This is a genomic window from Streptomyces sp. NPDC048566 (genome assembly GCF_043199735.1).
GTDB lineage: Bacteria > Actinomycetota > Actinomycetes > Streptomycetales > Streptomycetaceae > Streptomyces.
In genome coordinates this window covers 38,705-61,803 of record NZ_JBICWL010000013.1, presented here as the reverse complement: position 1 = coordinate 61,803, position 23,099 = coordinate 38,705, and the positions used below count along the sequence as shown (strand labels likewise).

At 72.5% G+C, this 23,099-nt stretch carries 17 protein-coding genes; 3 read left to right on the top strand and 14 right to left on the bottom strand.

Annotation, left to right across the window (positions count from 1 at the left end):
- Nucleotides 1-361: 361 nt before the first annotated feature.
- The 5 genes from ffh to ACGFS9_RS20505 form a co-directional block, all read right to left on the bottom strand.
- Complete coding sequence (gene ffh, locus ACGFS9_RS20525) at nt 362-1,915, bottom strand: signal recognition particle protein (RefSeq protein ID WP_393254994.1); 1,554 nt, start codon at nt 1,913-1,915, stop codon at nt 362-364.
- 307 nt (nt 1,916-2,222) lie between these two features.
- Nucleotides 2,223-4,676, bottom strand: coding sequence for a [protein-PII] uridylyltransferase (locus ACGFS9_RS20520; protein WP_393254993.1), 2,454 nt, complete (start codon nt 4,674-4,676; stop codon nt 2,223-2,225).
- A 55-nt stretch (nt 4,677-4,731) separates the two neighbouring features.
- Nucleotides 4,732-5,070 carry a P-II family nitrogen regulator gene (locus tag ACGFS9_RS20515; protein ID WP_081219652.1) on the bottom strand — a complete coding sequence of 113 codons (339 nt, stop codon included), beginning with the start codon at nt 5,068-5,070 and terminating at the stop codon, nt 4,732-4,734.
- Nucleotides 5,067-6,407: an ammonium transporter gene (locus ACGFS9_RS20510; RefSeq protein WP_393254991.1), complete on the bottom strand. Its 1,341-nt coding sequence runs from the start codon at nt 6,405-6,407 to the stop codon at nt 5,067-5,069. The genes ACGFS9_RS20515 and ACGFS9_RS20510 overlap by 4 nt, the downstream gene beginning before the upstream one ends.
- 415 nt (nt 6,408-6,822) lie before the next feature.
- Nucleotides 6,823-8,295: a hypothetical protein gene (locus ACGFS9_RS20505; protein WP_393254989.1), complete on the bottom strand. Its 1,473-nt coding sequence runs from the start codon at nt 8,293-8,295 to the stop codon at nt 6,823-6,825.
- Between the two features lie 447 nt (nt 8,296-8,742).
- Between ACGFS9_RS20505 and ACGFS9_RS20500 the strand changes: the two genes are divergently transcribed.
- Complete coding sequence (locus ACGFS9_RS20500) at nt 8,743-9,405, top strand: bifunctional DNA primase/polymerase (protein ID WP_393254987.1); 663 nt, start codon at nt 8,743-8,745, stop codon at nt 9,403-9,405.
- Between the two features lie 115 nt (nt 9,406-9,520).
- Here ACGFS9_RS20500 and ftsY read toward each other — a convergent pair whose 3' ends face one another.
- The 5 genes from ftsY to ACGFS9_RS20475 form a co-directional block, all read right to left on the bottom strand.
- Nucleotides 9,521-10,723: a signal recognition particle-docking protein FtsY gene (gene ftsY, locus ACGFS9_RS20495; RefSeq protein WP_393254986.1), complete on the bottom strand. Its 1,203-nt coding sequence runs from the start codon at nt 10,721-10,723 to the stop codon at nt 9,521-9,523.
- Nucleotides 10,724-11,046: 323 nt separating this feature from the next.
- Nucleotides 11,047-12,465, bottom strand: coding sequence for a sugar porter family MFS transporter (locus tag ACGFS9_RS20490; RefSeq protein ID WP_393254985.1), 1,419 nt, complete (start codon nt 12,463-12,465; stop codon nt 11,047-11,049).
- Between the two features lie 468 nt (nt 12,466-12,933).
- A complete protein-coding gene (smc, locus tag ACGFS9_RS20485; protein ID WP_393254984.1) occupies nt 12,934-16,503 on the bottom strand; it encodes a chromosome segregation protein SMC in 3,570 nt (1,189 codons plus the stop codon).
- A 251-nt stretch (nt 16,504-16,754) separates the two neighbouring features.
- Nucleotides 16,755-16,958, bottom strand: a complete 204-nt coding sequence (locus ACGFS9_RS20480; RefSeq protein WP_028802434.1) for a hypothetical protein — start codon at nt 16,956-16,958, stop codon at nt 16,755-16,757.
- A 380-nt stretch (nt 16,959-17,338) separates the two neighbouring features.
- On the bottom strand, nt 17,339-17,620 hold the full coding sequence (locus ACGFS9_RS20475) for an acylphosphatase (RefSeq protein WP_351425376.1): 282 nt from the start codon (nt 17,618-17,620) through the stop codon (nt 17,339-17,341).
- A gap of 154 nt (nt 17,621-17,774) precedes the next feature.
- Between ACGFS9_RS20475 and ACGFS9_RS20470 the strand changes: the two genes are divergently transcribed.
- Nucleotides 17,775-18,752: a CAP domain-containing protein gene (locus ACGFS9_RS20470; protein WP_393254983.1), complete on the top strand. Its 978-nt coding sequence runs from the start codon at nt 17,775-17,777 to the stop codon at nt 18,750-18,752.
- A 246-nt stretch (nt 18,753-18,998) separates the two neighbouring features.
- Nucleotides 18,999-19,424 (top strand): winged helix-turn-helix transcriptional regulator, encoded by a 426-nt coding sequence (locus tag ACGFS9_RS20465; RefSeq protein ID WP_393254982.1) that lies wholly within the window; start codon nt 18,999-19,001, stop codon nt 19,422-19,424.
- Between the two features lie 495 nt (nt 19,425-19,919).
- On the opposite strand, the gene mutM is transcribed toward ACGFS9_RS20465, so the two are convergent.
- The 4 genes from mutM to ACGFS9_RS20445 form a co-directional block, all read right to left on the bottom strand.
- A complete protein-coding gene (gene mutM, locus ACGFS9_RS20460; protein ID WP_393254981.1) occupies nt 19,920-20,786 on the bottom strand; it encodes a bifunctional DNA-formamidopyrimidine glycosylase/DNA-(apurinic or apyrimidinic site) lyase in 867 nt (288 codons plus the stop codon).
- 527 nt (nt 20,787-21,313) lie between these two features.
- Nucleotides 21,314-22,171 carry a ribonuclease III gene (gene rnc / locus ACGFS9_RS20455; protein WP_393254980.1) on the bottom strand — a complete coding sequence of 286 codons (858 nt, stop codon included), beginning with the start codon at nt 22,169-22,171 and terminating at the stop codon, nt 21,314-21,316.
- A 19-nt stretch (nt 22,172-22,190) separates the two neighbouring features.
- Nucleotides 22,191-22,364: a 50S ribosomal protein L32 gene (rpmF, locus tag ACGFS9_RS20450; protein WP_006139588.1), complete on the bottom strand. Its 174-nt coding sequence runs from the start codon at nt 22,362-22,364 to the stop codon at nt 22,191-22,193.
- 2 nt (nt 22,365-22,366) lie between these two features.
- Complete coding sequence (locus ACGFS9_RS20445; RefSeq protein ID WP_393254978.1) at nt 22,367-23,011, bottom strand: YceD family protein; 645 nt, start codon at nt 23,009-23,011, stop codon at nt 22,367-22,369.
- Nucleotides 23,012-23,099 lie beyond the last annotated feature (88 nt).

Below are 23,099 nucleotides of genomic sequence, written 5' to 3'. Positions count from 1 at the left end.
GACGACCCTGGCCCACGGGTCCCGCGGACAGTCGCGGCGCACGGGTCTCCGGGCCATGCGGACGCACGGGTCTCCGGACAGTCGAGGTGTCGGGTCCGCGTCCCGGGGGTCGAGCGTTCGACACCCGGGGGCGAACCGCGCCCGCCCGGGGCGCGGACCGCGCGGGAGGACGGTGGTCCCGCGGCACCGGCCGGTGCCGGGTCGCGGCACGCCCGGCGGGGCGCGACCGCTCCCGCGCCGGCGGCCCGGCCACGGTCGGGGGCCGAACGCGGCGGCCCGGAACGCCGCCGGGGCGCCCCGTCCGCTGAGAGACGGGGCGCCCCGGCGGGCGTCACACGGCCGTCGCGGCCGCGTGGGGCGGTCAGCCCATGAACTTCTTGAACTCGTCGGGCAGCTCGAAGTTGTCCTGGGAGCCCTGCTGCGGGACGCCGAAGGCGTTGCCGCCCTGGGCACCCGCCTCGCGGCGGGCCGCCTCCTGCTCCTCCTGCTGCTTGCGCTTCATCGGGTTGCCCGAGCGCTGCTTGCCCTTGGCCTGCTTCTGCTTCTTCTTGGTGCGGCCGGGGCCGCCGCCCATGCCGGGCATCCCGGGCATGCCCGGCATACCGCCGCCCTGGGCCATGCGGGACATCATCTTGCGCGCCTCGAAGAACCGCTCGACCAGGCCCTTGACCGCGCTGACCTCCACACCCGAGCCCTTGGCGATCCGGGCGCGGCGCGAGCCGTTGATGATCGTCGGCTCCTGGCGCTCGGCCGGGGTCATCGACTTGATGATGGCGGCGGTGCGGTCGACGTCCCGCTCGTCGAGGTTGTTGATCTGGTCCTTGATCTGGCCCATGCCGGGGAGCATGCCGAGCAGCTTGCTGATGCTGCCCATCTTGCGGACCTGCTCCATCTGGGCCAGGAAGTCGTCCAGGGTGAAGTCCTGGCCCTTCTTGGACGCCAGCTTGGAGGCCATCTTCTCGGCCTCTTCCTGGCTGAACGTCTTCTCCGCCTGCTCGATCAGGGTGAGCAGGTCACCCATGTCGAGGATGCGGGAGGCCATCCGGTCAGGGTGGAAGGCGTCGAAGTCGTCGAGCTTCTCGCCGTTCGACGCGAACATGATCGGCTTGCCGGTCACGGAGGCGATCGACAGGGCGGCACCACCGCGGGCGTCGCCGTCGAGCTTGGAGAGCACCACGCCGTCGAAGCCGACGCCGTCGCGGAAGGCCTCGGCGGTGTTGACCGCGTCCTGGCCGATCATCGCGTCGACGACGAAGAGGATCTCGTCGGGGCTGACGGCGTCGCGGATGTCCGCGGCCTGCCGCATCAGCTCCTGGTCGATACCGAGCCGGCCCGCGGTGTCCACGATCACGATGTCGTGCACCTTGGTCTTCGCGAACTCCATGGAGTCCTCGGCGACCTTGACCGGGTCGCCCACGCCGTTGCCCGGCTCGGGCGCGTAGACCGCGACGCCCGCGCGCTCGGCGACCACGCTCAGCTGGTTCACCGCGTTGGGCCGCTGGAGGTCGGCGGCGACGAGCAGCGGGGAGTGGCCCTGGTCCTTCAGCCACTTGCCGAGCTTTCCGGCGAGGGTGGTCTTACCGGCACCCTGGAGACCCGCGAGCATGATCACGGTGGGCGGGTTCTTGGCGAACCGCAGGCGGCGGGTCTCGCCGCCCAGGATCGTGACGAGTTCCTCGTTCACGATCTTCAGGACCTGCTGGGCCGGGTTCAGCGCCCGCGAGACCTCGGCGCCGAGCGCCCGCTCCTTGACGTTCTTGATGAAGGCCCGGACGACCGGGAGGGCCACGTCGGCTTCGAGGAGCGCGATACGGATCTCGCGGGCGGTGGCGTCGATGTCGGCTTCGGACAGTCGGCCCTTGCCCCGCAGGTTCTTGAACGTCGCTGAGAGGCGATCGGAGAGAGTATCGAACACGGCGCTCGTCGGTCCTCAGGGGTCGGGGGCGATGGGAATCGCCCTCCAGGGTATCCGGCCGTACGCGGTGGGGTCTCCACCGCGTACGCGGGAGAGACGCACGGCACCTTCGCACCCGGGGTACGGGACGGCCGCATCCCGGGCACGGACCGGCCGGCCGGCGGGGCGCGCGTGCCGAAGACGGCCGGGGCGGAAGGGGCCGGGACGGGCGGGGAGCCGCGCGCGGCGTGCCCGTCCCGCGCAGCCGCTCCAGCCCGCGGCGGACAGAGCGGCGGGCTGCCGCGGGCGGGGGCCGCCGCTCACCCGGTCACGGACGCAGCGCCTCCTCCAGTGCGCGCGCCACCGACACGGCCTCCTCCGCCGGGAGGGGGGCTCCCCCGGTGCCGGTCACGTAGAAGGCGTCCACGGCGTTCGCACCGAGCGTGGAGACGTGCATGCTGCGCACGCGGACGTGCGCCTTCTCCAGCGCATGCCCGATCCGGTGCAGCAGGCCGGGCGCGTCATGGGCGCGGACCTCGATGACCGTGGCGTGCCGGGAGGCGGCCGGGGCGACCGCCACCCGCGCCGGCGGGGCGACGGTGCCGCGGCGCCGGGGGTAGGCGGCGTCGCGTTCGGCGAGCCGCCCGGCGATGTCGAGGGAGCCGTCCAGGGCGCGGACGAGGTCGGCGCGCAGCCGGGCGGCCTGCGGCAGGGAGCCGTACTCGGCGGCGACCCGCCAGTTCAGGAGCAGCACCGAACCGGGGACCTCGTCGGGCAGGTCGAGGGCGCGCAGCCCGGCGGTGCGGACGGTGAGGCGGTGCATGGCGAGGACGCCGGCGACCGCGGGGAGCACGCCGGGCTGGTCGGGCACCGCGATGAGCAGTTCGACGCCGAGCGGCTCGGGGTCGTCCGGCACGGTGTCGCCGTCCGGGTCGACCGGCTCGGTCTGCGCGCGCAGGGCGAGGACGGGGCCGCCGGTGCGGAACGCCTCCATCGCGAGACGCTCCTGCTCGGCCGTGGGCGCCGCCGCCTCCGGCTCCTGCGGAGCGTCTCCGGCGAGCACGGCGGCGACGCGTTTGACCAGGTCGGCGACGAGTGAGCCGCGCCAGGACGACCAGGCGGCGGGTCCGGTGGCGAGGGCGTCCGACTCGGTGAGCGCGTGCAGCAGTTCGAGGGTGCCCTGCGATCCGACGGCCTCGGCGACCGACTTGACGGTGGCGGGGTCCTCCAGGTCGCGGCGGGTGGCGGTGTCGACGAGCAGCAGGTGGTGCCGTACGAGGGTGGCGAGCACGGCGACGTCGGCGCGGTCGAAGCCGATTCGGCCGGCCACGTCCCGGGCGATGATCTCGCCGGCCACCGAGTGGTCCCCCGGCCAGCCCTTGCCGATGTCGTGCAGCAGGGCGGCGACGAGGAGCAGGTCCGGGCGGCCGACGCGGCGGGTCAGCTCGGAGGCGCGGACGGCGGTCTCGATGAGGTGCCGGTCGACGGTCCAGATGTGCACGGCGTTGCGCTGCGGACGGCAGCGCACCCGCTCCCAGTCGGGCAGCATCCGGGTGATCAGCCCCTCGGCCTCCAGTGCCTCCCAGACCTCGACGGTCGGACGGCCCGAGCCGAGGAGGGTGACGAGCTGCTCGCGCGCCTCGGCGGGCCAGGGCGCGGGCAGCGGGCGGGTGGCGGCGGCGAGGCGCCGCACGGCGTGCAGGGAGAGCGGGAGGCCGGCCTGGGCGGCCGCGGCGGCGGCGCGCAGCGGCAGCACCGGGTCGCGGTCGGGTCGGGCGGCCCGTGCGAGCACGACCTCGCCGTCCATCTCGACCACGCCCTCGGCGAGCGGCGAGCGCTCCGCGGCGGGTTTGGAGCCGCCGAGCATGGCGCGCAGCCGGGGGCGCACGGCCCGGGACCGCAGCACCCGGCCCACCTCGCGCCAGGTGACGTCGCTGGCGTAGGAGACGACGCGGGCGGCCTCGTACACCTGGCGGAGCAGGGTGTCGGCGTCGAGCAGGCCCAGCTCGGCGGCGACCTGGTCCTGTTCCTGGAGGCTGAGGCGGTCGGTGGCGCGCCCGGTGGCGAGGTGCAGGGCGTCCCGGACGTCGAGGAGTCGGCGGCGGGCGTCGGCGAGTCCTTCGCGGGGCGCGTCCGCGAGCCAGGAGGCGGCGACGGCGCGCAGGGCGGTGGCGTCGCGCAGGCCGCCGCGCGCCTCCTTCAGGTCCGGTTCGAGGAGGTACTGCAGTTCGCCCTGGCGCTCGGCGCGCTCGGCGCAGAGTTCCTGGAGTTCGGGCAGCCGCTTGGGCGCCTGGTTGCGCCAGTCGGCGAGGATCGACGTGCGCAGTCCGGCGGTGAGGCCGAGGTCGCCGGCGAGGTGGCGGGCGTCCAGCAGGCCGAGCTGGACCTTGAGGTCCTCGCCGGCCGTCCTGCGGGCCTCGGCCGGGGTGCGGACGGAGTGGTCGAGGGCGAGCCCGAGGTCCCACACCGGGTACCACAGGCGGTCCGCGAGGGCGGCGACCCCGGCGCAGTCCCCGCCGTCGTGCAGGAGCAGCAGGTCGAGGTCGCTGCGCGGGGACAGCTCGCCGCGCCCGTAGCCGCCGACGGCGACCAGGGAGACACCGCGCATGCCCTCGGCCCCGGCGGTGAACAGCCCGGTCAGCCAGTCGTCGGTGAGGCCGGCGAGGGCCGTACGGCGCGGCGGCCCGGGCCGCGTCCCCTCCTGGAGGAGACGCAGCCGGGCCGCCGCGTAGCCGCTGGGTCCCGAGTCCTCTGCTTCCGTGCGTGTACCGGTACTCGTCACCCAGCGACTCCTGTCTTTCTTCCGCTTTCCTGCCGGCCGGCCGGTGCTCGGCCGGTCAGAGCGCGTCCGGGCCGCGCTCCCCGGTCCGGACCCGGACCGCCGACTCGACCGGGACGGACCACACCTTGCCGTCACCGATCTTGCCGGTGCGGGCCGCCTTCACCACGACGTCGATGAGCTGTTCGGCGTCGTCGTCCTCGGCCAGCACCTCGATACGGATCTTGGGCACGAGGTCCACGGTGTACTCGGCACCGCGGTAGACCTCGGTGTGTCCCCGCTGCCGACCGTAGCCGCTGGCCTCGGTGACCGTCAGTCCGTGCACTCCGAAGGCCTGGAGGGCCTCTTTGATCTCGTCGAGCCGGTGGGGCTTGACGACGGCGGTGATGAGCTTCATGCGTCCACCTTCTTGGCGTCCGTGTCGGCCGGGGCGGGCACGGCGGTCCGGGCGGCGGCGCCGCCGCCGGCGCCGCTGAAGTCGTATGCGGTCTCGGCGTGCTCGGCCTGGTCGATGCCGGTGATCTCCTCGTCCTCGCTCACCCGCATGCCGAGGGTCTTGTCGATGAGGAAGGCGAGGACGGCGGAGACGACCAGCGAGTAGCCGAGGACGGCGAAGACGCCGGCACACTGCTTCCAGAACTGGGCGAGGCCGCCGCCGTAGAAGAGTCCCTCGACGGTGGACTGGCCGTGGCCGCTGGCGAAGAAGCCGATCAGCAGGGAGCCGATGACACCGCCGACGAGGTGGACGCCGACGACGTCGAGCGAGTCGTCGTAGCCGAAGCGGTACTTCAGGCCCACCGCCATGGCGCACAGCACACCGGCGATGGCGCCGACCGCGATGGCGCCGAGCGGGGAGACCGCGCCGCCGGACGGGGTGATGGCGACCAGGCCGGCGACCGCGCCGGAGGCGGCGCCCAGCGTGGTGAACGCGCCGTGCCGGATCTTCTCGTAGGCGAGCCAGGCGAGCATGGCGGCGGCGGTGGCGATCTGGGTGTTGACGAACATCAGCGCGCCCACGCCGTCGTCGTTGCCGAGCCAGGAGCCGGCGTTGAAGCCGAACCAGCCGAACCACAGCAGGCCGGAGCCGAGCATCACCAGCGGGAGGCTGTGCGGGCGCATCGGGTCCTTCTTGAAGCCGACGCGCTTGCCGATGACGAGGATCACGCCGAGCGCCGCGGCACCCGCGTTGATGTGGACCGCCGTTCCGCCGGCGAAGTCGATCACGCCCAGGTCGAAGGCCCAGCCGCCGGCGCCCCAGACCCAGTGGGCGACCGGGAAGTAGACGACCGTGGCCCACAGCGTGATGAACAGCGACCACGCGGTGAACTTCACGCGGTCGGCGAGCGCGCCGCTGATCAGGGCGGGCGTGATGATCGCGAACATCAGCTGGAAGACCAGGAACACGAAGACGGGGATGTTGTAGCCGTCCCACAGCTCGGTCAGGCCGATGTTGCTGAGGCCGACCCAGTCCGAGGTCCAGCCGATGAAGGAACCCTTGTCCGTGCCGAAGGCGAGGGAGAAGCCGTACAGCACCCACAGGATGGTGACGATCCCCATGCTGATGAAGCTCATCATCAGCATGTTGAGGGTGCTCTTGACGCGGACCATGCCTCCGTAGAAGAAGGCGAGGCCGGGCGTCATGATGAGCACCAGGGCGGAACAGATGAGCATGAACCCCGTGTTGGCTGCAGAGAGTTTCGGTGCCTCTGCGGCAAGGGTGATGGCTGGTGCCATCGGCGTCTCCTCGTCGTTGGTACGGCCCCGTGCGGGCGAAGCCTGAGTGGGCGTGAGGGGTGGGCCGGTTATGCGCCACGAGATTGGCGCAGCGCGGTTTCCGTCGACGGCCCTCGATGTTTCGCACCCGTGACGAAGGCACCCCGCGTGTTACGCGTTCATGAACTGCCGGATTGCGGTCACGCCGATCGTTATCGTGGCGCAACCTTCCGCGGTGGCGGTCGCGACCCGCTGGCCGGCGGCCCGGGGGACGCCGGGCGGGGGACGCCGCGGGGGCTCGGGCGGGCAGGCGGGGCGGGCGGAGGGCCGGCCGCGGCGGGCCGTCCGATGACCTGGCACGGGGGAGCCGAGTCGGGCGTTTCGGGACGGCCGGCCGCGGCCGGGGCATGGGGTGGGGCCGCCGGGGCGGCCGGATTCAGACCGCTTCGGCGGTCTCGGGCAGGTCCACGGCCAGCTGGGCGGTGAGGTCGATGACGTCGGCCAGCTCACCGAAGTCGCGGACCGCGGTGTCGACCGTCTTTCGGATACGAGTGTTGACCCGCTCCGAGCGCACCTTCTTGCCGATCCTGAGGGCTTCCCGGGCCAGCTCCGTGCTCCGCTCGGGCTCGCGCTGGAGCAGGTGCACCGTGGCCATGCCGATGAGGTTGAGCGCGTAGGAGCGCTGGTGCTCGGGGTCCTTGCCGAAGCGGTCGACGGCCTCCTGCATCAGCGGCTCGGCCATGGACGCGTAGGTGGGGCTGCGGCCGGCCACGTAGGCGAGGTCGCGGTAGGAGTGCGAGTTCTCGCCGTACAGCTCGGCCCGGGAGAAGAAGCGGATCCAGTCGGGGTCCGGGTCGTCCCACTCGTCCACGTCGGCGAAGGTGTCCTCGGCCATCCGCACGGCCCGCTTGGTCTTGCCGGGCTGGCCCATGTTGGCGTAGGCGCGGGCCTCCATCGCATACAGCATCGCCTGGGTGCGCGGGCTCGCGCAGTCGCGGCTGCCGTACTGGGCGAGGTGGATCAGCTCCAGGGCGTCGTCGGGCCGGCCGAGGTGGATCATCTGGCGGCTCATGCTGGAGAGCACGTAGGAGCCGAGGGGCTTGTCGCCGGCCTCCTTGGCCGCGTGCAGGGCGAGCACGAAGTACTTCTGGGCGGTGGGCTGGAGTCCCACGTCGTAGCTCATCCAGCCGGCCAGTTCGGCGAGTTCGGCGGCGACCTTGAACAGGCGCCTGCCGGTGGCGGCCGGCTGCGGTTCCTGGAGCAGGTCGGTGACCTCGTGCAGCTGGCCGACGACGGCCTTGCGGCGCAGGCCGCCGCCGCACTGGGCGTCCCACTGGCGGAACATCACCGTGGTGGACTCCAGAAGGTCCAGCTCCGGCTTGGACAACCGCCCGCGGCGGGCCGGGAGGGCGGGCTCGGGCTCCTCCTGGTAGGCCGTCGACGTGGGCACGAGCCAGCGCTGCATGGGCTCGATCAGGGCGGGGCCGGCGGCGAGCGCGAGGGAGCTGCCGAGGAAGCCGCGCCGGGCCAGCATCAGGTCGCTGCGCGAGTACTCGCTGATCAGCGCGACGGTCTGGGGGCCGGTCCAGGGCAGGTCGACGCCGGCCACGGAGGGTGCCTGGTGCACGGCGCGCAGCCCGAGGTCCTCGACGGCGACGACACAGCCGAAACGCTCGGAGAACAGCTCGGAGAGGATGCGCGGGATGGGTTCCCGCGGGTTCTCCCCGTCCAGCCAGCGGCGGACCCGCGAGGTGTCGGTGGAGATGTGGTTCGCGCCCAACTGGCGGGCGCGGCGGTTCACTTGCCGCGCCAGTTCACCCTTGGACCAGCCGCTGCGCACGAACCACGAGCCGAGCAGCTCGTTGGGGCGCTTCTCAGCGTTCGTCCCGCCTCCGCCGTTGCCGCCCACTGGAACGCCCCCATCCCTGGAACCACTTGTCGCCGCTGTGCGCCCAAGCCCTATCAGAATGCCGGTAGGCACCGCCGCGCGTCCGCCGCTTCTCACCCTTCGAACGGGAAGCCGACTTGCCCTTGGCATAACCACGAGTGCGCCACCCCAAGGGCCTGTGCACTCAAAGTAATCCTACGATCACCCGTCCGGCCATGGCGTTCCGTGAAACGCCACCATTCGCCACCCCTTCGAATGAACTCCGCGTGCGCTGATCGCGATTCACTTGACACGGCACCACCGGGGACGGGCGGCACGGTGCACGCCGGGGCGCGGGGCGCCGGGCGCACCACCCCGTGTGCGACGGGGCGCCGCATGGAGCCCGCGACGGCGGGGCAGCCGGAAGCAGAGCGTGACATTCCGGCTCCTTCACGTAACCAGTGGTGCGTCGGACCCGTTGGAGGGGGCATGGGCTTCACGATCGGCAGCAGTCGGACGATGCGCGACATCCGGACCGGGACACGACGCCGCGGTCGCTCGTCGGAGTACACGGCCGTCGCCGAGTACACCGGTCTGTGGGGCTGGGACGTCGTCCCCGGCGCCCGCGCGGCGGCCGGCGCGTGCTCGTGCGGCCGGGGCGACTGCACGGCGCCCGGCGCGCACCCCCTGGCCTTCGCCCCCGCGATCCGGGCGGGCGCCACCCTGGACGAGGCCACCGGCGCGTGGGCGGAGTTCCCCGGCGCCGCCGTGATGCTTCCGGTCGGCCGCTCCTTCGACGTCATCGAGGTCGCCGAGACCGCCGGGCGCCACGCCCTGGTCCGCCTGGAGCGGATGGGGCTTCCGCTCGGACCGGTCGCCGCCACCCCGGACGGCCGGGCGCACTTCTTCGTCTCCCCCGGGTCCGCGGCCGACCTTCCCCGGCTGTTGTACCGGATGGGTTGGGACGACGCCTCCCTCGACCTGCACGGGCTCGGTCCCGGCGCCTTCGTGACCGCTCCGCCCTCCGACCGGGCCGGTCTCGGCCCGGTCCGCTGGCTGCGCGCCCCCGCCCTGGACTCGGCCACGAACCCGCCGCAGGCCCGCCTGCTCCTCGGCACGCTCGCCTACGTCGCCCACCGGTCCCGGGCCTGACCGGACCGCACCCGGGGCCGCGGCACCCGAGCCCGGCGTCCACCCCCGGTACGCCGAAGCGCCCGTCCCCGGGCGGGATGCCGGGCGGCGGGCGCTTCCTCGGGCGGCCGGCCGGTCAGTCGCCCACCAGGGCGTCGACGAACGCCTCCGGCTCGAACGGCGCCAGGTCGTCCGCGCCCTCGCCGAGCCCGACCAGCTTGACCGGGACGCCCAGCTCGCGCTGGACCGCGACGACGATGCCGCCCTTGGCCGTTCCGTCGAGCTTGGTCAGCACGATGCCCGTGATGTCGACGACCTCGGCGAACACGCGGGCCTGGATCAGCCCGTTCTGGCCGGTGGTGGCGTCGAGCACGAGCAGGACCTCGTCGAGCGGCGCGTGCTTCTCGACGACGCGCTTGACCTTCCCCAGCTCGTCCATCAGACCGGTCTTGGTGTGCAGCCGGCCGGCGGTGTCGATGAGGACGACGTCCGCGCCCTCCTCGATGCCCTCCTTGACCGCGTCGAACGCGATCGAGGCGGGGTCGCCGCCCTCGGGACCGCGGACGGTGCGGGCCCCGACCCGCTCGCCCCAGGTCTGCAACTGGTCGGCGGCGGCGGCACGGAAGGTGTCGGCCGCGCCCAGCACGACGTTCTTGCCGTCGGCGACGAGCACGCGCGCCAGCTTGCCGGTGGTGGTGGTCTTGCCGGTGCCGTTGACACCGACGACCATCACGATCCCCGGGGTGTCGAGGTTCGAGTCGGTCTTCACGGCGCGGTCGAACTCCGGGACGAGGAGCTGGAGCAGCTCCTCGCGCAGCAGCCCGCGCAGCTCCTCCGGGGTGCGGGTGCCGAGCACCCGGACCCGCTCGCGGAGCCGGTCGACGAGTTCCTGGGTGGGCTGCACGCCGACGTCCGCGGTGAGCAGCGTGTCCTCGATCTCCTCCCAGGTGTCCTCGTCGAGGTGCTCGCGCGAGAGGAGCGTGAGCAGCCCCTTGCCGAGCGCGTTCTGCGAGCGGGAGAGCCGGCCGCGCAGGCGCACCAGGCGGCCGGCGGTGGGCTCCGGGATCTCGATCGCGGGAGCCGGCGGGGGCTCCTCCACGACGACCGGCGTGTCCGCCGACCGGTCGGGGAGGTCCACTTCCTCTATCGTGCGGCGCGACTCGTCGCGCGGGGTCTCGGCCTCGTCGCCGACGTGCGGTTCGGCCGGCGGGGCGGTGATGTCGGGGGCGGACGGCGGCGGCGGGGGCAGCTGCTTGCGCCTGCGGCTGCCGATGACGAGTCCGCCGAGCGCGCCGATCACGACCACGGCGATGACTACAGCAAGGATGACGGTTTCCATAACGCCCCCAGTATCAGTCATGGCCCGCGCGCGGGGGATTTTCCCCCGCGCACACGAGGTCTTGTCGTTTCGTACGAGGACCGCCCTCCGGTTCCGGACGGAGCCGGGCGGGAGAGGCGGGCCGGGCCCGCGAACCGGACGGGCGCGGGGCGGGGAGCCCCGCGGCGAGACCGCGCCGCCCCGGCTCGGGCGACCTGACGGTCCGAGCCGGGGCGGTGGGTTCTTCACGTGAACGAGGAGAGGGGCAGCGGGGACTTGGCCCTTCTCCCCGAGTCTCGGGGCGGGGCGCCGGCGCCCGCGTGGACGGCGGCGCCCCCGGGGCGCTAGCCCATCTCCTCCAGGGTCTTGCCCTTCGTCTCCTTGACGAACTTGAGCACGAACGGGATGGAGAGCGCCGCGAAGATCGTGTAGATCACGTAGGTCGCGGAGAGGTTCCAGTCGGCCAGCGACGGGAAGCTCGCGGTGATGGCCCAGTTGGCGATCCACTGCGCGGAGGCGGCGACGCCGAGCGCGGCGGCGCGGATGCGGTTGGGGAACATCTCGCCGAGGAAGACCCAGACCACGACACCCCAGGAGAGGGCGAAGAAGAGGACGAAGACGTGGGCGGCGATCAGGGCGACCCAGCCCTGGGTGGCGGGCAGCTTGCCGTCGACCAGGTCGAAGGAGAAGGCCCACGCCTCCAGGCCGAGGCCGATGACCATGCCCACGGAGCCGATGATCGCCAGCGGCTTCCGGCCGATCCGGTCCACGAAGATCATGGCGATCACGGTGCCGATGATGTTGATGATCGACGTGGTGAACGAGTAGAAGAACGAGTCCGACGGGTTGACGCCGACCGACTGCCACAGCGTCGAGGAGTAGTAGAACGCGACGTTGATGCCGACGAACTGCTGGAAGACCGAGAGGCCGATGCCGACCCAGACGATCGGCTTGAAGAAGAAGGAGCCGCCGAGCAGGTCCTGGAAGGTCGACTTGTGCTCGCGCTTCATGGCGTGCTCGATCTCCGCGACGCGGGCGTCGAGGTCGACCCCGTCGCCCTCGACCTCGTCGAGCACCTCGCGGGCGCGGTCGTAGCGGCCGACGGAGATCAGGAAGCGCGGCGACTCGGGGATGACGAAGGAGAGCAGGCCGTAGAGGACGGCCGGGATCACCATGACGCCGAGCATGACCTGCCATGCCTCGACCCCCAGCAGGCTGCCGCGCTGCTTGCCGTCGGCGGCGTTCAGGATGCCCCAGTTGACCAGCTGCGAGACGGCGATGCCGACGACGATCGCGGCCTGCTGGAAGGAGCCGAGCCGGCCGCGGTAGGCCGGCGGCGAGACCTCGGCGATGTAGGCGGGGCCGATGACGGACGCCATGCCGATGGCGAACCCGCCGATGATCCGCCAGAAGGCGAGGTCCCACAGCGCGAAGGGCAGCGCCGAGCCGATGGCGCTGACGGTGAACAGGACCGCGGACACCTGCATGCAGCGGATGCGGCCGATGCGGTCGGCCATCCGGCCGGCGGTCGCCGCGCCGATGGCGCAGCCGATCAGGGCGATGGCGATGACCTGGGCCAGGGCCGCGGAGCCGATGTCGTACCGGCTCCTGATCGCCTCGACGGCACCGTTGATCACGGCACTGTCGTAACCGAACAGGAATCCGCCCATCGCGGCGGCCGCCGCGATGAAGATGACATGCCCGAGATGCTCGGGAGGGGCCGACTTGGCTGCCGGCTGAGGTGCCTGCGCTGCGCTGGTCACGTAAAACTCCTCGGGCCACCGGCCTCGCTGCCGGGGGTGGGGGGCGAAACCCTTCGATGGTGGTACCAGTGGCGCACAACTTCACGCCGCCCACCACCTGAAGGTAAAAGCAACGTTGCAGAGACTATGCCTTCAAGTTTCGAAGTCAATACCTGCGTAACCATGAATCGCTTCCACCGTTCGGGGCCTTCAGTCTTCAAGAGTTGAACGAATGCCCCTCGTGCGGCTCAACACCGCCCTTCTGCCCCGGAAGCGTCCGGGGTAACTCCGTGGGCTCTACATGAATGTGATGATCGGAACACCGGCTCGCGTGATCGCTGGCGGGACCGGGATGTCCTCCCGGCGACGGTCGGCGGCCGCCCGTCCCGCGGAACCGCGCCCCGGTCCGCCCGGGTACGCCGACCGGGTGCCCCGGCCCGCTCGGAGCCCGGGCCCGGCCCGGCGACCGGCCGCCCGCGCCGGAGGACGTCAGCGCAGTCGCTGGCTGATGACCTTCGAGACCCCGTCGCCCTGCATGGACACGCCGTACAGCGCGTCGGCGACCTCCATCGTGCGCTTCTGGTGCGTGATCACGATCAGCTGCGAAGCCTCCTGGAGCTCCTGCATGATGCGGATCAGCCGCTGGAGGTTGGTGTCGTCCAGCGCGGCCTCGACCTCGTCCATCACGTAGAACGGGCTGGGGCGCGCCTTGAAGATCGACACCAGCAGCGCCACGGCCGTCAGCGACCGTTCACCACCGGAGAGCAGGCTGAGCCGCTTGACCTTCTTCCCCGGAGGCCGGGCCTCGACGTCGACGCCGGTGGTGAGCATGTTGTCGGGGTCGGTCAGCACGAGCCGACCGTCACCGCCCGGGAACAGCCGGCTGAACACGCCCTCGAACTCGCGCGCGGTGTCCCGGTACGCCTCGGTGAACACCTGCTCGACCCGCTCGTCGACCTCCTTGATCACCTGGAGGAGGTCGGCCCGCGTCCGCTTCAGGTCCTCCAGCTGCTCGCTGAGGAACTGGTGGCGCTCCTCCAGCGCGGCGAACTCCTCCAGGGCCAGCGGGTTGACCTTGCCGAGCTGCTGGTAGGCGCGCTCGGCCGCCTTGAGCCGTTTCTCCTGCTCGGCGCGGTGGAAGGGCCGCGGCCGGTTGCGCGGGTGCTCCGGGTCCTCGGGCAGTTCCTCGCCCTCGGCGGGCAGCGACGGCGGTACGGGCTGGTCGGGTCCGTAGTCCGCGACGAGCCCCGCCGGTTCGACGCCCAGCTCGTCGAGCGCCTTCGCCTCCAGCTGCTCCACCCGCATCCGCTTCTCGGCGCCCAGCACCTCCCCGCGGTGCACCGAGTCGGTGAGCTTGTCCAGCTCCGCCTTGAGATCGCGGCCGCGCCCGCGCGCGGCGACGAGTTCCTGCTCGCGCTCGGCCTTGGCCCGGTCGGCGGCCGTCCGCTCCTCGTCGGCCCGCCCGAGCGAGACCTCGACATGGGCGAGCAGCTGGCGCGCTCCGGACCCGACCGCCCCGGCGACGGCGGCCTCGTGGCGCAGCCGGGCCCGCCGCTGCTCGGCCCGTGCCCGCGCCTCGCGTTCGGCGCGCGCGGCACGGTCCAGCGAGTCGGCCCGGCCGGCCAGCCCCTTGACCCGCTCCTCGTGCGTCCGCACCTGGAGCCGGGCCTCCATCTCTGTCTGCCGGGCGTTGGCCCCGTCGGCGGCGAGCCGGTCGCGGGCCGCGGTGTCCGGTTCCTCCTCGACGGGCGTCTCCTCGGCCACGGCGAGCCGTTCGGCCAGCTCCTCCGCGTCCTCCAGCGCCCGGTCCAGGGCCTCCTGGGCACGTGCGGCGGCCGCGGTGCTCCGCTCCGCCTCTCCCGCCGCCCCCCGCGCCTGCCCGGCCAGCCGGCCGAGTTGCTGCGCGACGGACGACTTCTCCCGCTCGGCGGCCCGCCGCCGCTCCCCCAGCTCCTCGACGAGGGCGGCCCGACGGGTGCGCTCGTCGGCGGCGAGCCGCTGCGCCTCGGTCAGCTCGTCGCAGCGCACGGCCAGTTCCTCCAGCTCGGCCGCCGCCTCGTCCACCGACGCCTGCACTTCGAGGAGGCTGGGCGCGCCGGCGGACCCGCCGTGCGCGAAGTGCGCGCCGAGCAGGTCGCCCTCGGCGGTCACGGCGGTGAGGTCGGGCCGCGCGTAGACGAGGTCCTCGGCGTCCTCCAGCGTCCCGACGACGACGATCCCGCGCAGCAGCCGCCGCACCGCGGGCATCAGCTCGGCGGGGCCGCGCACGAGGTCGGCGGCGTACCGCACCGCGTCGGCAGGCCCCCGGTCCTCCTCCGCCTCCCGCCGGGGTTCCTCGGGGGCGCCGGCGAGGAGGAGGGAGGCCCGGCCCGCGTCCTGCTTGCGCAGCAGGCGGATGGCCTCGGCGGCCGAGGCGGGTGTGCCGACGGCGACGGCGTCGGCGGCCGCGCCGAAGGCGGCGGCGAGCGGCACCTCGAAACCGGGGGTCACCGACAGCAGCTCGGCGGCGGGGCCGAGCAGGCCGGACAGCCGGTCGCGGGCACCGAGCAGGACGCCCGTGCCGTCCTTGCGCCGCAGGCCCAGGGCGAGCGCCTCGTGGCGGGCCCGGGTTGCGGCGCGACGGCGTTCGGCCGCGGTGGCCGCCTCGCGGGCGGCGCCCAGGGCGGCCTCCGCGTCGGACAGCGCCCCTCTGGCCGCCTCGTGCTGTTCGGTGAGCTCGGCGTCGCCCGCGTCGAGCCCGTCGACCTCGGCCTTCAGCTGCTCGTACTCCTCCTGGGCGGCGACCGCGCGCTCGCGGGCCTCGTCCCGGGCGGCGGCGAGCCGGTCGATCTCGGCCTGCGCGGACGCGGCGCGCGAACGGGCGGCGTTCACCTGGCCGTTGAGGCGGGCGAGGCCCTCGCGGCGGTCGGCGATGGCACGGGCCACGTCCTTGAGCCGGCGCTCCTCCAGGGTGAGTTCCCGCTCCAGGTCGGCGCGGTGCGCGGCGGTGTCCTCCAGCGCCCGTTCGGCCGCTTCCAGGGCCGCTTCGAGTTCGGCCTCCTGCTCCCGGACGCGGGCGGCCTCGCGCTCCATGTCCTCGGGGTCGCGTCCGCGCCGCTCCTCCCCGGGCGCCGACGTGGCGCTCTTGACGCGCGCGTCGGCCAGCGAGACCGTGCCGCGCACCCGCTCGGCGAGCTGCGACAGGTCGTACCAGGTCTGCTGGGCGCGCTGGAGGCGCGGCGTCAGCTGCCTGACCTCGTCCTCCAGCAGGGCCTCGCGCTGGAGCGCCTTCCTCAGTTCGTCCTCCGCGGACTCCTTGCGTTCCTTCAGGACCGCCTCGTCGGCGATCTCGGCCTGGAGCGCGCCGCGGAGCCGGACGAGGTCGTCGGCGAGCAGCCGCAGCCGGGCGTCGCGCAGGTCGGCCTGGATGACGGCGGCGCGCCGCGCGACGGCCGCCTGCCGGCCGAGCGGCTTCAGCTGGCGGCGCAGTTCGTCGGTGAGGTCCTGGACGCGGGCGAGGTTCGCCTTCATCGCGTCCAGTTTGCGCAGCGCCTTCTCCTTGCGCTTGCGGTGCTTGAGGACGCCGGCCGCCTCCTCGATGAACGCGCGGCGGCCCATCGGGTCGGCGTGCAGGACCGAGTCGAGCTGGCCCTGTCCGACGATGACGTGCATCTCGCGGCCGATGCCGGAGTCGGAGAGCAGTTCCTGGATGTCCAGCAGCCGGCAGGTGTCGCCGTTGATCTGGTACTCGCTGCCGCCGTTGCGGAACATGATCCGCGTGATGGTGACCTCGGCGTAATCGATCGGCAGGGCGCCGTCGGAGTTGTCGATGGTGAGGGACACCTCGGCACGGCCGAGCGGGGGGCGCCCGGTGGTGCCGGCGAAGATGACGTCCTCCATCTTGCCGCCGCGCAGCGACTTCGCGCCCTGCTCGCCCATGACCCAGCTGAGCGCGTCCACCACGTTGGACTTGCCCGAACCGTTGGGGCCCACGACGCAGGTGATGCCCGGTTCGAACCGCAGCGTGGTCGCCGAGGCGAACGACTTGAACCCGCGCAGGGTCAGGGCCTTGAGGTGCACGCCGCCGGACTCTACCTTTCGGGCCCGGTCTCACTCCATGAACGCGCGGTTTCGCCGAGGAACGCGCAGGGCAGATCACACGGTGAAGGCACGGTGACGGTGGCGACACGGGCGGGGGCGACGAAGCCGCGGGATCGTTGGCCGCGGCCAAGAAAGAAGGGACGCCGAGGAGGCGTCCCTTGCACATCTGACAACTGAGCGGTTGATGGGAGCTGCCCGACCACTGCTGTCGTGGTGGTGCGGTACAGCGATCAGGTGAGCGCAGGCTCCGCCTGGGGTACGTCGATGCTCTCGAGAAGCGAGTCGTGAGAAGCGGCAGCCGCGAGCGCGTCGTTCTCGGCCTGGATCCGTACGAGCTCGGATTCCAGGTCCTGAACGCGCTGCTGGAGCCGTCGCATCTCGGCGATGAGTCGCGGGTCGGAACCGCCGACGTAACCGAGAAGCGCCTTTGCCATGATGGATGGTCCTCCACACTGAGTGACCGACCGAAGCGGTGTGGGTCGTGAGGGAATCGCACCCGCGATGCTTGACACTGCTGATGTCCTGCTGCCGTTCCACATGCCAAACAGCTAAGGTGCGCGGGGCTTTCAGAGTCTCACCAAAAAGTTTGACGGTCAACACGATCACGCCCCGTATCGGGGGGCAACCCGCTGTCGCGCGGCTCTGGAGCGGCTGCGCTGCGACTCCTGCGGGGCCCTCGGGGCGCTGAGATCACTGTTACCCCGCGAGCCTGCCACTTCGCGGCCTTCTTGGCAACCACCAGGCCGTTTCCCCTTCGGGCAGGTGCCCGGGGCATGCGCACGGGCGGTCCCGGGCGGCACCCGGCCGCGGATCGTCAGCGGATCGCGAAGCCGTCGTAGATCCCCCGGGGCGTGTCCCAGATCTCAGTGACGCCGTCCACCCGTCCGGGCGTGTCGTCCCCCTGGAGCCAGTCGAGCAGCCCCTGGCAGCCGTCGCGGGGCCCTTCCGCGACCACTTGGACGCGTCCGTCGTCCAAATTGAGAGCAAAGCCACTCAGCCCGCCGATCTCCAGAGCCCTGGCACGCGTGAACCAGCGGAAACCCACCCCTTGGACGCGCCCGCGTACCCACACGACCAGCCGCACAACCTCGTTCATGGCTGCACGCTAACCGGACAATGTCTCTCGGAGCACTTCCTCCCCCTGCGCCATGGGGTACCGTCCCCACCCAATGAGTCTCATAGGAAACTCACTCTTTCGAGTGAGGTTCCTCGGGAGATCGCCTGACGCAAGATCGAGGAAGGCCCAAGAGATGGGACGCCACCGACGCCACGCCGCCGGCCGCGCCGCCACCGGCCGCGCCACCACCGACCAGCACGGGGCCGACACGCAGACCTACGGTCCGGAGAACCTGTACGGCTACGCCGCCGTCGCCGATCTCCCGACCACGTCGTCCGCCCGCTCGCACCGCAAGAAGAAGGGTGTGACCCCGGTACGCACCGGCCTGCTCGGTGTCTCCGCGGCGGTGGCCCTCGGCACCGTGGCCGTCGCGGCGGGTGTGCTGCCGGGCAGCGACAACTACGCCCTCGGCGGTGGCGGAGGCCAGAGCTCCGACAAGGTGCAGGCCGCGAGTTCCCCGTCCGGCCTGGAGACCCAGCAGGGCGGCACGTCGGGCAGCGCCGAGGCGCGTGAGGACGGCACGGCGACGAGCCGGGACGCCCACCGCGCGGCCACCCCGTCGGCGGCGCCTTCCTCCGCGTCCCCCTCGGAGGCTCCCACGAAGACGCCGTCGGAGAAGACGAAGAAGCCGAGCGCCCAGCCGAGCGAGGCGTCCAAGGCCCCCGCGGCCCCGAAGCCCTCCAAGACCGCGACGAAGGCACCGGCGCCCAAGGCCCCGGTGACGGTGTCCGCGGAGACGGCCGCCGAGGCCGAGGTGCTCAAGCTCGTCAACGACGAGCGGGCGAAGGTGGGCTGCAGCCCGGTGTCGGCGAACAGCGCCCTGGCGGATCTGGCGCAGTCCTTCAGCGAGGACATGGCGGCCCGTGACTTCTTCGACCACACCGACCCGAGCGGGCTGAGCCCGTGGGACCGCGCGGCGAAGGCGGGCGTCACCGGCCTCGGCGGCGAGAACATAGCCCGCGGCCAGACCACCGCCGAAGCGGTCATGGAAGCCTGGATGAACAGCCCCGGCCACCGCGCGAACATCCTGAACTGCGACTTCAAGACCCTCGGCGTCGGAGCCCACTTCGGCTCGGGCGGCCCTTGGTGGACGCAGGACTTCGGCTACTGAGGTCCCCCGAGACCCCATCGGCGTTTTGACCCTGCGCCCGCTCGCCCCGGGCGTACCGGATGCGAGGGGGCGGCACTCCCCCGGCCTGCGACGGGTCGCCCTCCGACGCCGCGTACCCGGCGGGCCGCTCGGGCCGTGGGAGGCGGGCCGGCTCTGCCGGTGCGGGGCCTCTGCTCGGGGGAGGTAGCGCCACCCTGGGGTTAGCGCACTCTCCTGGGAAGCGCTGTTTCTGCGTATGCTGCCGGTATGGATACCGTCGTCCCCGCCGCCCAGCGTTCCGACAGCAGCCCGTGCCCGGACGGCGACGACCTCGCGTTCAACGTCTTCGCACGCGACTGCCCGTCGCGGGTCACGCTGGAGCACGTCACCGGCCGGTGGGGAGCGCTGACGCTGGGCGCCCTGCGCGACGGCTCCGTGCGCTTCAACGAACTGCGCCGCCGGGTCGACGGTGTGAGCGAGAAGATGCTGTCCCAGACACTGCACGCGCTGGAGCGCGACGGTCTGGTGCATCGCGACGCGCAGCCGACCAATCCGCCGCGCGTCGACTACAGCCTGACTCCGCTCGGCCGCCGGGTCGCCGAACGCCTGCTGGCCCTCATCACGTGCGTGGAGGGCGCCATGGACGAGGTCCTGGAGTCCCGCACACGCTACGACGCCGCTCGCGAGGCGTAGGGGACGCGGTCCGGGGGACGCGGAAGCGCTCCCGGTCGCGGAGGGCGCGGACTCGTGCTCGTGCTCGTGCTCGGACTGGGACTGGGACTGGGACGCGGACCGGGACTCGGCAGACGGGAAACCGGTAAGCGCGAGCCACCCGGCGCGGTGCGGAACGCCTGACCGGCCCCACGGAATACCGGCCCACAAAAAGCTCCTGCCCTATGCGGAATCCCGCCCGGCGGCCTTCGGGCCGACCCGGTGGCCCGGGCCGCCGTGTCGCCGGCGCATCGGCGGTACGCAGCGGCAGCGGCCGGTGGGACCGCACCGGTGGCGGCGTCCTCGGTCCGCCGGGGCACGCTCGGTGATCCGGTCGGGGTGAGCGGTCCGCCTGCCGATCCGCCCCGAGGTGCACGACCACCCTGCCGATCCGGCCCGAGCCGCACGACCGTCCCGCCCCTCCGAACCGAGCCGCACGACCGTCCCGTTGATTCGGTCCGCGTCGAAGGCGGGGCCCTACCGGCCGGTGTCCGGGCGGGGCGGTCGTTGGCAGCGGGGGCAGAAGTAGCTGGAGCGGTTCATCCAGGCGCGGCGTCGCATCGGCGTCCCGCAGCGGCGGCACGGCTCGCCCTCCCGCCCGTAGGCGTCGAGCGAGCGGTCGAAGTAGCCGGACTCGCCGTTCACGTTGACGTACAGGCTGTCGAAGCTGGTGCCGCCGGCGGCCAGCGCGTCGTTCATGACGTCGCGGACGTGGCCGAGGAGTTCGGCGGTCCGGGGCCGGGTCATGGTGGCGGTGGGCCGTTCGTAGTGCAGCTTCGAGCGCCAGAGGGCCTCGTCCGCGTAGATGTTCCCGACACCGCTGATCAGCGACTGGTCGAGCAGGGCGCGCTTGATCGTGGTGCGGCGGCCGCGGAGGGCCGTGGGGAAGGCGTCGTCGTCGAAGAGCGGGTCGAGCGGATCGCGGGCGATGTGCGCGATGACGTCGGGGAGGCCGTCCGCGGTGTTCTCGTGGAGGGAGAGCCCACCGAAGGTCCGCTGATCGACGAAGCGCAGTTCGGTGCCGAGTGCATCCTGGAAGCGGAAGCGGATCCGCAGGTGCTTCTCCTCCACGGCCTGCTCGGGCTGCACCAGGAGCTGACCGCTCATGCCGAGGTGCGCGAGCACGGAGAACGGGGAGTCGTCGAGCGGCAGCCACAGGTACTTGCCGCGCCGCATCGCGGGGCCGATCCGCTGCCCGGTGAGCGACGCGGTGAAGCCCTCGGGGCCGGCCAAGTGCCGCCGTACGGCGCGCGGATGACGCACCTCGACGTCCCTGACGACCCGTCCGGACACCCAGCGCTCCAGGCCCCGGCGCACGACTTCGACCTCGGGCAACTCGGGCACGGGACTCCTCGGGAAGGGCGGTCTGAGGGTGTTGCCGGAAGCGTACATCGCACGCCGTGGGCGCCGGCGACGAGGAGTCGGCCCGGCCCTCCCGGCACCCGGCGGGGAGGGTGACGAGACCGGTGTCGCGCCCCATCGCGTCGACCCGCCGTCCGGTCTCCGGGCCGCCGCGTGCCGGGGCCGGCGGCTCCCGCTCGCTCGGCGAGTCCGCGGTGGACGCCGCCCCCGCGGACGGGACAGCCTTGGCCCGTCCCTGCGGCTCCCACTCCCCCCGACCCGCCCACAGCCGACGACCCCACGGACGCAACACCCCCGGCCCACCCCGGCAACTCCCACTCCCTCGACCCGCCCACAGCCGACGGCCCGCAGACGGGACACCCCTGGCACGCCCGTCCCGGCGGCTTACGGCCCGCACCGGCCCGCGCGCTCCGCGCCCTGCGGACACCCTGGCCCCCCACGGCACGAACCCCGCCGCTGCGCTGACGCGCTGCGACGGGGTCCGGTCGTGCGGTGGTGCGGGTGAAGGATCAGGCCGTGGCCGGGTCGGTGCTCGGGGCCGCTGGGCTGTCGGTGGCCCCTTCGGCGTCCTGGGCCGCGTGGTGGGCGGCACGAGCCGCCTGCTCCGCGGCCTGGGCCGACTTCGCGCGCTCGTCCGCGGCGGAGCGGATGGCACGCCACGCGGACTCCGCGGCCTGCTGCTCCGCCTCCTTCTTGCTGCGGCCGGTGCCGGTGCCGTACGAGACGCCTCCGACGCGGGCGGCAGCAGTAAAGGTCTTCTCGTGGTCGGGGCCGGTCTCCGTGACGAGGTACTCGGGAACGCCGAGTCCCTCGGTCGCGGTGAGCTCCTGGAGGCTGGTCTTCCAGTCCAGGCCGGCACCGAGGTTCGAGGACTTCTCGATCAGCGGGTCGAAGAGCCGGTGGACGAGTTCGCCCGCGGCCTCCAGCCCCTGGTCGAGATAGACAGCGCCGATCACCGCTTCGAGGGTGTCGGCGAGGATGGACGCCTTGTCCCGGCCTCCCGTGCCTTCCTCGCCCCGGCCGAGCCGGATGAAGGAGCCGAGTTCGAGGCCGCGGGCCACCTCCGCCAGCGCACGAGAATTGACCACCGCGGCCCGCAGCTTGGCCAGTTGGCCCTCGGGCAGGTCGGGGTGGGTGCGGTACAGCGTGTCCGTGACCACGAGCCCCAGCACGGAGTCCCCGAGGAACTCCAGGCGCTCGTTGGTCGGCAGACCGCCGTTCTCGTACGCGTAGGAACGGTGGGTCAGCGCACGCACCAGAAGGGCGGACTCGAGCTTGTAGCCGAGCCGCCCTTCCAGAAGCGTGTGGGACGAGGCTGTGTTGTCCGCCTTTTTCTTGGCGTTTGAGTCCGCCTTGGCGTCAGACATCAGACCTCTCACCAGCCGCTCAGACCTCGAGGACCTGGCGCTTGTTGTAGGTGCCGCAAGCCGGGCACGCGATGTGCTGCAGCTTGGGCTCGTGGCAGCGCTCGCACGCAACCAGGGTGGGGACCGCAGCCTTCCACTGCGACCGGCGGTGGCGCGTGTTGCTGCGCGACATCTTCCGCTTCGGAACAGCCACGGCTACTTCTCCTGCTTCTCGTCGACGCCAGACTCGGCGCCGCTCAACTCGTCCTTCTCGCCATCTTCGAGTGAACCGGCGAGTCCCTGCAGTGCCGCCCAACGGATGTCGACGGCGTCATGGTGGTGTTCCGGGTCGTCCGCGAGCCGGGCTCCGCACGTGGAGCACAGGCCCGGGCAGTCGTCCTGGCACACCGGCTGCATCGGCAGTGCGAGCACCACCGCATCACGCAGCACGGGTTCGAGGTCGAACAGGCCGTCCTCGAGGAAGAGCGTGTCCTCGTCGTCCTCGGCGTCGTCGGCCGGCTCCGCCTTGGGGCGGCCCCGGTCATCGGCGTCAGGGTACGAGAACATCTCCTGGAAGTCCGCTTCGAGCGCCTGCTCAAGCGGCTCCAGACACCTTACGCACTCCCCCTCGGCCGATGCACGGGCGGTGCCTGTGACAAGCACCCCTTCCATGACCGACTCCAGGCGGAGGTCGAGCTCCACCGGGGCGCCTTCCGGCACTCCGATGACACCCTGGATACCGAGATCGGCGGGTGCGTCGATCGTGCGGTTCAGGCGCTGGAGCGCGCCAGGACGCCGACCCAGCTCGTGCGTGTCGAACACGAGGGGGTTGCGGTGGTCGAGGCGGGCGTTCAGGGCCATTCCTGCTTTCGATCGTCGAGCTCAGAGGAACGCTGCCCCTGGTGTTTCGTGGGCAGCGCTGATCGCGGACGTGCACGCGACCGAACAG